Consider the following 12,263-nt stretch of genomic DNA (forward strand, 5'->3'; position numbering starts at 1 on the left):
CAGCAGGTTTTGACGTGACGGCAGGCGCGCTGGGTTCAGGGGATATCGAGGACATGCGCGTTTCGAATGTCAGCATCAGCAGCGTGACGTTCGCGGCCGATCTTTCCGGCGCGCTGTTCTGGGAAGAGCAGCGCCTGCTCGTCGTCTCCGATCTGCATCTGGAAAAAGGTTCCAGCTTCGCCATGCGCGGCGTGCTGCTGCCGCCTTACGACACCATCGCGACGCTCAGTCGTCTCGCTGCTGTCATCTCCCGCCATGATCCGCGAATCATCATTGCGCTCGGCGACAGTTTTCACGATCGCACCGCGCATGGACGGCTGTCGGCGGAGGATCGCGACGCGGTCGCCGCCATGCAGGCCGGCCGTGACTGGATCTGGATCTCAGGCAATCACGATCCGGCGCTGCCGCGTGATCTCGGCGGCACCGTCGCCGACGAAGTCGCGATCGGTGCGATCACCTTCCGCCACGAACCGACCGGCGCGAGCGGCGAGATCGCCGGCCATCTCCATCCCAAGGCTCGCGTCTCCGCGCGCGGCCGCTCGATGGAGCGCCGCTGCTTCGCCTGCGACGGGATGCGCGCCGTGATGCCCGCCTTCGGCGCCTATGCCGGCGGCCTCAGCATCCGCGACGCGGCGTTTGCAAAGATCTTTCCAAAGAACGGATTTGTCGCGCATTTGCTCGGCGACCGCCGCGTCCACGCGATCGCCGCGTCGCGGTGCAGCTAAGCCGCCTTCGCCTGCACGTCGTCGCAGAACTCCGCCAGCCGATCTGCGAGCCGCAGCGTCGCGGGACTTGCGCCCGGCGCGGCCATCAACGCGACTTCCGTCCGGTTGATTGGCGCAAAGCCGTCCTTTGCGGTCAGCACGCGATGGTCGGACTGGATCGCCATCTCCGACAGGATGCTCAAGCCCATGCCGGCGGCGACCGCGGCCTGGATGCCGGCGAGGCTCGATGACGTATAGGACATGTGCCAAATGCGGCCCGCGCTTTCCAGCGCGTGGATGGCGCCGGCGCGGTAGAGGCAGCCGAGCGGAAAGCCGATCAGCGGCACCGAGGCGACATCGGCATGGATCGGATGGCTCTTGCTGGTGACCCAGTGCACCTGCTCCGGCCACACCGCTATCGCGCCCTTCGCGCCGGCCTCGCGCTTGAACAGTGCGAGGTCGAGTTCGCCGCGATCGAGGTCGCGCGCGAGATTCTTGCTCTGGTCGGCGCGCACATCGAGCCGCAGACCCGGATGCGAGCGCGAGAAGGCGCCGAGCAGTTTCGCAAGCCGATACGCCGCGAAATCCTCGGGAATGCCGAGCCGGATCGCGCCTTCGCCGTCGGGTTCGCGCAGCACGTCGCGCGCCTCTTCCGCAAGCGACAACAACCGCCGCGCATAGGACAGCAGCCGCTCGCCGGCTTCGGTCGGGCGCACGTCCTTGCCGTCGCGATGCAGCAGCACCTGGCCGACATCCTCCTCCAGCCGCTTGATCTGCTGGCTGACGGTCGATTGGGTGCGATGGACGCGCTCGCCGGCGCGGGTGAAGCCGCCGGCATCGACCACCGAGACGAAGCTGCGCAGGAGCTCCAGATCGAGCATGGACGGCCTCCATTCGAAAATCCACTGATCGGTAGTTAATCATTTAATTTCCAAATGGCAAGCGGGCTCTCTAGATCGAGGGCTAGGAGAATGTCCCTCATGTCGCTCGCCCCTTCGATCTCCGTTCCCCGTAGCCGCTTCAACACGCTGCCGCTTGCGATCGGCCTGTTCTGCCTGCTCTGGAGCTACGCCTTCGTCGCCGGCAAGATCGGCGTGACCCATTGCCCGCCGCTCATCCTGCTCGCCGCGCGCTTCTCGCTCGCCGGCATCCTGATCCTCGGTGCCACGCTGGTCCGCGGCGACGACTGGTCGCTGTCGTGGCGCGATGCCGCGATCTTCGCCGTGCTCGGCGTCGCCAACAACGCGCTCTATCTCGGGTTCGGCTACACCGGCCTGCAGTCGGTTTCGGCCGGCCTCGGCGGCCTGATCGTGTCGGCCAATCCGGTGTTCACGGCCGGCCTCGCCGCGCTGCTGCTCGGCGAAGGCATGACGTGGCGCAAGGCGAGCGGCCTCCTGCTCGGCATCATCGGGGTGACCTTGATCGTCTGGCACCGCCTGTCGGTCGGCACCGACTCGCTGCACGGCATCGTGTTCACGCTGGCCTCGCTTGCCTCCCTCGTCGCCGGCACCATCCTGTTCAAGCTGCTCGCGCCAAAAGGCTCGTTGTGGATCGGCAATGGCGTGCAGAATCTCGCCGCCGGCATCGTGCTGACGCCGGTGGCGCTGACCTTCGCCGATGTTCATGCCATCGACTTCACGCCGGGCCTGATCGGCGCTTTTGCTTTCCTCGTGCTCGGTGGCTCGATCCTGGCGTACTGGCTCTGGTTTCATCTCCTGAAAGTGTGTGGCGCGACGGCTGCCAGTGCCTATCATTTCCTGATGCCGCCGCTCGGCATGCTGTTTGCGTATCTCGTGCTCGGCGAGCACGTCGAGGCGCGCGATCTGCTCGGAATCATTCCGGTCGCACTCGGCATCTACCTGGTGACGCGGCCCGCCAAATCCGTCTCGTAAGAGGAGTCCATCATGCCCATTTCCATCACCCTGATCGGCGGTCCCACCGCGCTGATCGAGATCGATGGCTTTCGTCTGCTCACTGATCCGACCTTCGATGCGCCGGGCGCCTATCAACTGCCGCACGTGAAGCTGGAGAAGACGATTGGACCCGCGCTGAAGGCAGACGCAATCGGCCCGATCGATGCGGTCCTGCTCAGCCACGACCAGCACTCGGACAATCTCGATAATTCCGGCCGCGACTTTCTCAAACATGTGAAGCACGTGCTGACCACCGAGGCCGGCGCGCAGCGCCTCGGCGGGCATGTCGAAGGTTTGGCGCCGTGGGGCACGGCGCAGCTGAAAGATCGTGACGGCAACTCGCTGATGATCACCGCGACCCCGGCGCGTCACGGCCCGGCCGGCATCGAGCCGCTGTCAGGCGATGTCATCGGCTTCGTGGTGACGTCGAGCCGGACCGACACCACATCGGTCTACATCAGCGGCGACACCACCTGGTTCGACGGCGTCGCCGAGGTCGCGCGCCGCTTCAAATGCGGCGTGGTGATGCCTTTCGCCGGCGCCGCGCAAACGCGCGGGCCGTTCCATCTCACCATGGACACCAACGACACCATCGAGACCGCACGCGCCTTCCCCGATGCGATGATCGTGCCGGTTCATACGGAGGGTTGGGCGCATTTCCGCCAGAACAGCGAGGATCTGCGCAAGACATTTGATGTGCTGGGTTTCGGGACGCGGCTGCGGTTGCTCGAGCCCGGCGTGCCGACGGTGGTGCAGGCGCCGTAGTTAGCACCACAGCCGTCATTGCGAGCGCAGCGAAGCAATCCAGAATCCCTCCGCTGCGACAGTCTGGATTGCTTCGCTGCGCTCGCAATGACGAGCGTATGCGGCTAATCCTTCCTGAACACAATCGACGCCATCCACCCCGTCATCAGCGCCATCGCCGCGGTGACGAGGCCGTAGATCAACCCGTTCTGCCGCGCCGTCGTTGCGACGAACTGCTCGAAGCCGACCTTGACGATCTCGAACGCGGTCTCGGTCTTGCCGATGAACGCGCCGTCGGCGAACAGCTTGATCTCGACCTCATAGGTGCCGATCGGTACCTCCGCCGGCAGTGGAATGCCGGTGCGAAACAACGTTGGCGTCAGGAACGTCACCGCGCTCGGATCCTCGCGGTAGAGACCGCGCTGGGTGCGCAGGCGGATGAAGGCGGAGCGGAACGCGTCGTTCGGCACCACGTCGGCATAGTCGCCGCTGACCCGTTGGGTCAGCAGCACGTTGTTGAGCCCGATCTGCTGGCGCCGCGCGATCTCAGGCGAGGTGATCGCATCGAAGGAGCGGTTGGCGAACAGCGCAAGATAGCTCGGCACCGCCAGGAACTGGCGGTAGTCGGTGTTGATCCAGATCCCGAAGGTGCGCTCCTTGCGCCGCGTCACCATGTCGGCGCGCGGGCCCATCACGGTGACGACGAGATCGTAGGTCTTGCGATCGATGGGCGTGGAGGCGTCCTTCTCGACCGAGCCGAACAGCACCAGCTCCTCGCCGGAATAATTCGGTGTCACCGTGACGCGATGGTTGGAGACCGACACGATCAGCCGCTCGGCGCGGGCGACGGAGCCGAGCAGCAGCACGAGCAGGACCGCGAGAGCTGCGCGCATCATCCGTTCACTCCCACCTCGCGGATGGTGAAGAGGTCTTCGGGCCGGATCACCAGCTCGATCGCGAAGCGGACGCCGACCGAGAGGATCAGCAGGCCGAGCAGCAGCCGCAACTGCTCGCCGCGGATCTTCTGGCCGGCGCGGGCGCCGAATTGGGCGCCGGTGACGCCGCCGACCATCAGGATCAGCGCCAGCACGGCGTCGACCAGGTGGTTGGTCACCGCATGCAGCAGGGTCGCAAACAGCATCGTGACCAGCGTCAGGACCATCGAGGTGCCGATCACCGTCGAGGTCGGCACCCGAAGCAAATAGATCATGATCGGCACCAGGATGAAGCCGCCGCCGATGCCCATGATGGCGCCGATGAAGCCGATCAGGATGCCGACGATCACCACCGGAATGACCGAGAGGTAGATCTTGGAGCGCTTGAACCGCATCTTCAGCGGCAGGCCATGAATCCAGTTATGGGTCCGGCGCGGCGGCAGCGCGCCGCGCCGGGTCCGCATCAGGGCACGCAGGCCTTCGGAGAACATCAGGCTGCCGACGGTGGTGAGCAGCACGACGTAGGACAGTGCGATCATCAGATCGAGCTGGCCGAGCGCGCGCAGCTGCGTGAAGGTCCACACGCCGAGCGCCGTCCCGGTCACGCCGCCGCACAACAACACGCTCGCCAGCGCGGGGTCGATCGCGCGCCGCCGCCAATAGGCAAGCGCGCCGGAAAAGGACGAAGCCGCGATGTGGCTCGCGACGGAGGCGACCGCGACCGCCGGCGTGATGCCGATGAAGATCAAAAGCGGCGTCATCAGGAAGCCGCCGCCGATTCCGAACATGCCGGAGACGAAGCCGACCGCGGCGCCCATCGCCAGCACGAGGAAGACGTTGACCGGAAGATCGGCGATCGGGAGATAGAGCTGCATCGAGAGACCACGCTTCCCGCGAGACGGATCGATTGCGCGGAATGCTCGCAGGAGGGCAGAACGATTGCCGCGTCCCTCAATAGCGGAATTCGGCGGCGGGCGGGACCAGGAATTTCGGGCGTGGTGAATGGCTGCGGTGAGAGCGTGATGAGATTGGGTTCGCTACCCGCAAGGACAAAGGTGCGCTCCCTCCCCCGCTTGCGGGGGAGGGTTGGGGAGAGGGTGTGGCCCCGGGCGAGAACCCCCAAGAGGTGAGAGCCCTCACCCGGCGCTACGCGCCGACCTCTCCCGCAAGCGGGAGAGGTGCACCGAGCCCGCGGCTCGCTTGGTTCGATCTAAAGCAATTCGGTTCTAGTGCACCGCCGACGCCGCGCGCTTGGCGGCAACCGGCTTCGGCGCAGGCTTCGCGTTGGCCTGCGGCGCGCTGTCCCAGCCGCCGTTCGGGGCCGCAACATTGACGGCGTCGTCGGGCTGCGGCTCGGCGCTGAAGGTCTGGATCGCGAGCTTGGCGGCGGCGAGCGATTGCGGGTCGAGCCGCTTGGCAACATCATCGCGCTTGGTTGCTGCGTCCGCATCGCCCTGGGCGGCGGCGAGGGTGAACCATTTGTAGGACTCGGCGAGGTTCTGCTCCACCCCGATGCCGCGGGCATAGAGGATCCCGAGGTTGAACTGGCTGTCGGCGACGCCGCGGTCGGCGGCCTTGCGGAACCACAGTGCCGCGCTCTTGTAGTTGGCGCCGCGTCCGCCGCCATCGGCGTCGAGCACCGCGAGATTGTGCATCGCCTTGGCGTTGCCGCGCTCGGCCGCCTGCGTGTAGTAGCGGCGGGCGATGTCGGCGTCCTTCTTCACGCCGAGACCCTTTTCGTAGAGTGTCCCGAGGCGGAAGGTCGCGGGTACGACGCCGGCCTGCGCCGCGCGGTCGTACCATTTGGCGGCTTCTTCATAGTTTGCAGCCACGCCCTTGCCCTCGGCAAAGCGCACGCCGATCTCGTAGGCCGCGGTCGCATCGCCCTTCATCGCGGCGGTACGCAAGCCGGGGCCACCGATGCCGTCAGGCAGCTTTTCGGTCGGCGGCACCCGGATCATCGCGAGTTTCGCGCGGCTCGTGCCCGACAGCGCGCCGGTGACGTCGCTGGAGGCCGGCTGCGGCGCTGCGGCAGGCACCGGCGGAATTTCGACCGAGGCCGAGTTGCCAGAATTGGCGGCAGCAGGCGCGGCATTGTTCTGGGATTGCCGGCCGATCGGGGTCGGCGAGGTCATTGACGGCGTGACCTGCTCGGGCGTGGCGGGCTTGTTCTCGACCGGCGGCGGGGCCTGCGGCGCGGGTGCAGGCGACGAATTCTCCATCGCCTGCGGCGACGGTGACGAGCTGCTGCCATCGAGCAGGTTCATCGCCATCTTGAAGGTGCCGAGCACGATCACGACCACGCTCGCGCCGACCAGCAGCGAGCGGATCTTGGAGGTGATGGTCGAACCGCCGTCCTTATCGCTGGCCTTGCCCTTGTCCTTTGCGCCGCCGGCAGACGCCTTGGCGGCCCGGCCTGTTTTCTCGGGTGGCTGCGCGGCGGCGGCCTGGGCGGCGCGGCGCGCGGCCGCGATGAAGCTCGACGACGACACCGGCTCCTTGGGCGCGGCCGGGATTTCGCTGATCGCGCTTTCGGACGCGGCAATGCGCTCCGACGGCGTGGCGATGCGTGCACCCGGCCTTGTGCCCGGCTCGAGCGGATGATCCGGCGGCAGTTCGGGCGCAAGCGCGGCGCGCGTGGGCGCCGTATGCGGCTCCAGGATTTCGCTGATCGCGCGTGGTGGAAGCGGCGACGCCATCGGCATCGGCGGCGGCGCGGCCGGCGCGGCGGCATGGAATTCGCGCGGCGCGGCGGCGAAGGCGGCGTGCGCCGCCTGCGCGGCGGCCGGATTGGGCAACTCGGGCTTCGGATCGTATTTCGGGTGCTGCTGTGGCTGCGGCCGTGGCTCGCGCGCCATCGGCGCGGGCTCCATGGGAGCGGCCATCGGCATCGGCATCGGCTGCGGCGCAGGGGCGGGCGGCGCGGTGCGCACATTGCGAAGATCGCCCTCGATCATCGAGAGACGATCGACGACGTGGCCAAGGGCGTTGTGGACGGCCTCCAGCGAATCCTGGGTGGTCCGGTTGGTCTCGGCCTGGCTGAAGCGGATGTCGGAGAGCTCGCGCTTGACGAGATCGACCATGCCGGAATCGGCAGGCGGCGTGGAGTTGCGGCTCTCGGCCAGCGCGGAATAGGTCGCCTGCTGCCGCTCCAGGTGGCGCAGGATGTCGTGCAGCCCGTCCTCGACGCGGCTGAAATTGCCGTTGCGCGGATCGGCGGCGGCCTCGAGCCGCTCCAGCAGATACGAGACCCGCTGTTCAAGATGAGCAAAGGTCGAAGCCGAGTCGTTGCCGACCTGCATGCGATCGAAACGGTCGGACAGGGCGCGGATCGCGCTTTCGAGCTGCTCGCTGCTCTCGGATGGCTGGGGGCGCTCGCGCGTTTCCAGAGCGGCGGTGAGCGCCGCGATGCGCTGCTCCAGCACCGCAAAACTGTCGCCCTGGCCGGACGCACGGGTGACCTGGTCGACCTTGGACGACAGCAGCTGCACGTCGTCCGAGAGCCGTGCCAGCGCTTCGTTGGAGGCGACGTTGGAGACGATGCCGCGCAGCGCCGAGATCGCGCCTTCGAGCTGGCGGACCGTCGAGGGATCGTCATTGGCGCGCAGGATCAGATCGAGCTTGGCGCCGAGATTGCGGATCGCCTCGTCATAGCCGGTGAGCTGCTCGGCCGGTGTCAGCGTGCGGAGCACCTGCTTGATCTCGGACAGCGCGTGCTCGATGCCGGACAGGACCTGACCGTCGGTGCCGTTGGAGCGGGTCTCGTCGATGCGCCGATGCAGCGAGCGGATCTCGTTCTCGATCGATTCGATCGCGCGGCGCGGCATTGCCTCGGTGATGGCGTTGCGAATCTCCGCAAGCTCGCTGCGGAAGGTGTTGATCGCCTGCTCGGTATTGTCAGGGCGCTGCAGCGATTCGATCTGGCTCGTGATCTTGAGCAGATGGCGCTCGAGCGCAGAGAAATCCGGCCCCGGCTGCGGTGGCGGCGGAGCGTAGGCAGGCGGCGCGGGGGGCGCGTAAGGAGCTGCCGCAGGCGCGATCGAGGGCGCGGCGCGCGGCGGCATCTGCCTGGGCGTAAAGCCGTCGAGCTCGCTCTGCCGTGCCGTGATCTCGGCGACCGCGACGTCGAACGAAGCGGGGCTCAGGGGCGGTGAGCTGCGATAGACCTGCGCTGCCGCGCGCTCGACCGCATCGGCCTGGCGCTGGCGCGTTTCAACGGGGGCCTGTCGCGGAGCCGGAGCCTGCTGCGGCTTCGAAATTTGCGACAGCCTTGCATCGAGCCGTGAGATCGCGTCGTTGAGCTGGCGCGCAACGCCCTGCTCGCGCGAGACGTCTTGTCGCGGAGTGTCTTGCCGCGAAGTGTCTTGTCGCGAAGTGTCTTGTCGCGAAGAATCTTGGCGCGGCGCCGGCTTTGAAATCCGTTCGATCTGCTGGGTGATGGCGTCGAGCCGCTGGTGGATGTCGGCGACTTCGCGGCTTTCCTGGCTCGGCACGTGACTCGGCAGTTGACTCGGAACGTGCTGGGTTTGCGGACGCTGGTCGTAAAGTCCGCGAAAGTTCGGCGGGGCGGTCTCGCCGAGCGTGGAGTTCAGCCAATCGTTGAGTGACATTCCGGCGCGACGCGCAGCAGCTTCGGCCCGCTCCCGGACGGATGGATCGATGCCGTCAACACTCCACGATACGCGCGAATTCATGACTCTGTCCGGTTCCGACTCCGGCGCCCCACCCGGCGCCTCCAGTCTTCCCTCGCGTGCCGGTTGCAAAGACAATCGGATTTGGCGCGGGTCGTCTGCCTCGAAAACCGACTTTTGTCTGTTACGGTAAATAACGGGTTAAGGAACCCGTTGACGGTGTCTTAAAGTTGGGCGGCGGGGTGCGGGTGGCTTGCACACAAGCCCGGCCATGACGAAGCAGAGACACCTCAGCCCTTGCCCTCGCGCTTGCCGTCCTCCAGCGCCACCACGGTGCCGCTTGCGCTCATCGCCGACAGGGCCTCGAGCGCCTCTTCGCAGAAATCGGCCACCATCTGCTCGTGCCGGGCGCCGAGTTGAAGCAGCAGCAGGTTACCGAGGTCGAGCACGCCAGAGGCTGCCCCTTCCGGAAAGCGCTTCTTCAGGATGCGCTCGTAGTTCTCGTGGCGATCGCGGTGGTGCTCGAGCCGGGCCATCAGGTCGGTGCGCATGGGCTCGAGGCCGATACTGTCCAGCGCATGCAGCCGCACCAGGAGGTCGTCCTTGATGGAGGGGGGCGTGCTTGGCCGCGCGGCCCAGTGCCGCAGCGCTGTTCGGCCCTCCGGAGTCAGCGTATAGATCAGCTTATTGGGCTTGCCTGTCTGCACGACCTCGCGGCCCTGGATGTAGCCGCGGTCGCGCAGCTTGGAGAGCTCGCGGTAGATCTGCTGGTGGTCGGCCTTCCAGAAGAAGCCGATCGAGGAATCAAATGTCTTGGCGAGCTCGTAGCCCGTCATCGGACGTTCCGTCAGGCATGCGAGGATTGCGTCGCCTAAAGCCATGACCCGGTCCTCCTGTTCTCGACCTTAACCAATTGGCTTGACTTTATGCGCATCGGCGCATATGCGTCAATGTGCATATGAGGCGACCCAAAAACGAGGGCAAACACCGCCCCGAAAACCTCAATGGAATCAACCTTCGCGCTACTGTGCATGGGGTTGTTTTCGCGTTTTTTGCCGAAGCCTTAGTTGCTTTGCCTTTAGGGAGGCACCTGAATGACCGGCCTCGATTCCTGGTACGGCTACATGAAGTCGCATGACCGGGCAGCGCTCTGGGACCTGCTCCATCCCGACGCCGTTTTCGAAAGCCCCGTCGTGCACGCGCCGCAGCGCGGACGCGACATCACCTTCAAATATCTGGCCAGCGCCGAGAAGGTGCTTGGCGGTCCCGGCTTCACTTATGTCGGCGAATGGAAGAGTGAGAGCGGCGCCGTGCTCGAATTCAAGACCATGATCGACGGCATCGAGATCAATGGCGTCGACATCATCAGTTTCGACGGCGAGGGCCGCATCACGCATTTCAAGGTGATGGTGCGGCCGCTCAAGGCCATCAACATGCTGCATCGCCTGATGGCGGAGCAGTTGGCCGCCGCCCAATCCTAAACCAGCATCATCACTTCAAGGCAAATCACTTCAAGGCCTGCCGGGAGACCACCATGCCGATCTACAAAGCCCCCGTCGAAGACGTGAACTTCCTGCTCAACGACGTCTTCCAGATCGACCGTTACGACAATCTGGCCGGCTTCTCCGATGCGTCGAGCGACGTGCGTGAAGCCATTCTCGGCGAAGCTGCCAAGCTCGCCGAAGAGGTGCTGCAGCCGCTCAACCGCGTGGGCGATCTCGAGGGCTGCAAGCGCGCCGATGACGGCAGCGTCACCACGCCCAAGGGATTCAAGGAGGCGTTCAAGCAGGTCGCCGAGGGCGGCTGGCTCGGCCTGTCGGCACCGACCGAGTTCGGCGGCCAGGGCCTGCCGGTGACGCTCTCCCAGGCCGTCAACGAATTCCAGATCTCCGCCAACATGGCGTTCTCGATGTATGGCGGCCTCACCATGGGCGCGACCGCAGCGCTGATCGTCCACGGCACGCCGGAGCAGAAGCAGACCTACGTGCCGAAGATGGTGGCGGGCGAGTGGACCGGCACCATGAACCTGACCGAGCCGCATTGCGGCACCGACCTCGGCATGCTCCGCACCAAGGCGGTGCGGCAGGCCGACGGCAGCTTCAAGATCACGGGCACCAAGATCTTCATTTCGGCCGGCGAACACGACCTCGCCCCCAACATCATCCACCTCGTGCTCGCCCGCGTCGAGGGCGCGCCCGCCGGCATCAAGGGCGTGTCGCTGTTCGTGGTGCCGAAATTCATGGTCAATGCCGATGGTTCGGTGGGGCAGCGCAACGGCGTGGTCTGCGGCTCGATCGAGCACAAGATGGGCATCCACGGCAATTCCACCTGCGTGATGAACTACGACAACGCCACCGGCTGGCTGATCGGCGAAGAGAACAAGGGCATGCAGGGCATGTTCGTGATGATGAACGAGGCCCGCCTCGGCGTCGCCGTGCAGGGTCTCGCGCAGTCGGAAGTCGCCTATCAGAACGCGGTCGCCTATGCCCGGGATCGCATCCAGGGCCGTTCGCTCACGGGTGCCAAGGCGCCGGACAAGCCGGCCGATCCGATCATCGTCCATCCCGACGTGCGTCGCACGCTGCTGTCGATCCGCTCCTTCAACGAGGCTGCGCGCGCCTTCGTGATGTGGACCGCGCTGAAGAGCGACGTCGCCCATCGCTCCGAGGATCCCAAGGACCGCCAGGCCGCCGACGATCACATGGGCCTGATGACGCCGGTGCTGAAGGGCTTCCTCACCGACTACGGCTTCGCCAATGCGGTGCAGGCGCAGCAGATGTATGGCGGCCACGGCTACATCGCCGAGCAGGGCATGGAGCAGTTCGTGCGCGATGCCCGCATCGCCATGATCTACGAAGGCGCCAACGGCATCCAGGCGCTCGACCTCGTCGGCCGCAAGCTGCCGCGCGACGGCGGCCGCGCCATCATGGCGTTCTTCGGCGAGGTCATGGCCTTCGCCAAGGAGAACGGCGGCGACGAGGCGATGAAGCCCTACGTTACCCCGCTCTCGGCTTCGCTCGGCCATCTCCAGCAGGCCACCACCTGGCTGATGCAGAACGCGATGGCCAAGCCCGACAATGCCGGCGCCGCCGCGACCGATTACCTGAATCTCTTCGGCTTCGTCGCGCTCGGCTACATGTGGGCGAAGATGGCGAAGGTGACGCAAGCCAAGATTGCCGAGAGCGGGGCGACTCCCTATCTCTCGACCAAGCTCGTCACCGGCCGCTTCTTCATGGAGCGGATGCTGCCGGAGACCGCCGCCAATCTCGCGCGCATCCAGGCCGGCTGCGCCACCATTATGGAACTGCCGGCGGAAGCGTTCTGAAGCCGCTTTCG

10 protein-coding genes are annotated in these 12,263 nt (G+C 66.1%); 5 read left to right on the top strand and 5 right to left on the bottom strand.

The genetic code is table 11. The annotated features are described in order from the left end of the window. Positions 1-53: 53 nt before the first annotated feature. The gene (gene pdeM, locus N551_RS0129685; protein WP_051462973.1) at positions 54-725 is read left to right on the top strand and encodes a ligase-associated DNA damage response endonuclease PdeM; all 672 of its coding nucleotides are present in this window, start codon (positions 54-56) and stop codon (positions 723-725) included. On the opposite strand, the gene N551_RS0129690 is transcribed toward pdeM, so the two are convergent. Next, positions 722-1,585 (bottom strand): LysR family transcriptional regulator, encoded by an 864-nt coding sequence (locus tag N551_RS0129690; protein WP_027570015.1) that lies wholly within the window; start codon positions 1,583-1,585, stop codon positions 722-724. The genes pdeM and N551_RS0129690 overlap by 4 nt on opposite strands. A 99-nt stretch (positions 1,586-1,684) precedes the next feature. Here N551_RS0129690 and N551_RS0129695 point away from each other — a divergent pair, with 99 nt between their 5' ends. Then, positions 1,685-2,596: a DMT family transporter gene (locus tag N551_RS0129695; RefSeq protein ID WP_027570016.1), complete on the top strand. Its 912-nt coding sequence runs from the start codon at positions 1,685-1,687 to the stop codon at positions 2,594-2,596. Positions 2,597-2,608: 12 nt separating this feature from the next. Next, positions 2,609-3,382, top strand: a complete 774-nt coding sequence (locus N551_RS0129700) for an MBL fold metallo-hydrolase (protein ID WP_027570017.1) — start codon at positions 2,609-2,611, stop codon at positions 3,380-3,382. 104 nt (positions 3,383-3,486) lie between these two features. On the opposite strand, the gene N551_RS0129705 is transcribed toward N551_RS0129700, so the two are convergent. The 4 genes from N551_RS0129705 to N551_RS0129720 form a co-directional block, all read right to left on the bottom strand. Beyond that, positions 3,487-4,257 carry a TIGR02186 family protein gene (locus tag N551_RS0129705; protein ID WP_027570018.1) on the bottom strand — a complete coding sequence of 257 codons (771 nt, stop codon included), beginning with the start codon at positions 4,255-4,257 and terminating at the stop codon, positions 3,487-3,489. Then, positions 4,254-5,171 carry a sulfite exporter TauE/SafE family protein gene (locus tag N551_RS0129710; RefSeq protein ID WP_027570019.1) on the bottom strand — a complete coding sequence of 306 codons (918 nt, stop codon included), beginning with the start codon at positions 5,169-5,171 and terminating at the stop codon, positions 4,254-4,256. Before N551_RS0129710 ends, N551_RS0129705 begins: the two co-directional genes overlap by 4 nt. Positions 5,172-5,522: 351 nt before the next feature. Further along, entirely contained in the window at positions 5,523-8,990 is a 3,468-nt protein-coding gene (locus N551_RS0129715) for a tetratricopeptide repeat protein (protein WP_027570020.1), read from the bottom strand. A gap of 227 nt (positions 8,991-9,217) precedes the next feature. Continuing rightward, the gene (locus N551_RS0129720; protein ID WP_027570021.1) at positions 9,218-9,808 is read right to left on the bottom strand and encodes a PadR family transcriptional regulator; all 591 of its coding nucleotides are present in this window, start codon (positions 9,806-9,808) and stop codon (positions 9,218-9,220) included. 213 nt (positions 9,809-10,021) lie between these two features. Between N551_RS0129720 and N551_RS0129730 the strand changes: the two genes are divergently transcribed. Beyond that, positions 10,022-10,408: a nuclear transport factor 2 family protein gene (locus N551_RS0129730; RefSeq protein WP_027570022.1), complete on the top strand. Its 387-nt coding sequence runs from the start codon at positions 10,022-10,024 to the stop codon at positions 10,406-10,408. A 53-nt stretch (positions 10,409-10,461) separates the two neighbouring features. Beyond that, complete coding sequence (locus N551_RS0129735) at positions 10,462-12,252, top strand: acyl-CoA dehydrogenase C-terminal domain-containing protein (RefSeq protein WP_027570023.1); 1,791 nt, start codon at positions 10,462-10,464, stop codon at positions 12,250-12,252. The last annotated feature ends 11 nt before the right edge of the window (positions 12,253-12,263 follow it).

Source organism: Bradyrhizobium sp. URHA0013, from assembly GCF_000518345.1.
In the GTDB taxonomy this organism is placed as follows: Bacteria; Pseudomonadota; Alphaproteobacteria; order Rhizobiales; family Xanthobacteraceae; genus Bradyrhizobium.

Coding starts and splice junctions, on each gene's coding strand:
- pdeM (WP_051462973.1), top strand. CDS start 54: ATGCGCGTTTCGAATGTCAGCATCAGCAGCGTGACGTTCGCGGCCGAT.
- N551_RS0129690 (WP_027570015.1), bottom strand. CDS start 1,585: ATGCTCGATCTGGAGCTCCTGCGCAGCTTCGTCTCGGTGGTCGATGCC.
- N551_RS0129695 (WP_027570016.1), top strand. CDS start 1,685: ATGTCGCTCGCCCCTTCGATCTCCGTTCCCCGTAGCCGCTTCAACACG.
- N551_RS0129700 (WP_027570017.1), top strand. CDS start 2,609: ATGCCCATTTCCATCACCCTGATCGGCGGTCCCACCGCGCTGATCGAG.
- N551_RS0129705 (WP_027570018.1), bottom strand. CDS start 4,257: ATGATGCGCGCAGCTCTCGCGGTCCTGCTCGTGCTGCTGCTCGGCTCC.
- N551_RS0129710 (WP_027570019.1), bottom strand. CDS start 5,171: ATGCAGCTCTATCTCCCGATCGCCGATCTTCCGGTCAACGTCTTCCTC.
- N551_RS0129715 (WP_027570020.1), bottom strand. CDS start 8,990: ATGAATTCGCGCGTATCGTGGAGTGTTGACGGCATCGATCCATCCGTC.
- N551_RS0129720 (WP_027570021.1), bottom strand. CDS start 9,808: ATGGCTTTAGGCGACGCAATCCTCGCATGCCTGACGGAACGTCCGATG.
- N551_RS0129730 (WP_027570022.1), top strand. CDS start 10,022: ATGACCGGCCTCGATTCCTGGTACGGCTACATGAAGTCGCATGACCGG.
- N551_RS0129735 (WP_027570023.1), top strand. CDS start 10,462: ATGCCGATCTACAAAGCCCCCGTCGAAGACGTGAACTTCCTGCTCAAC.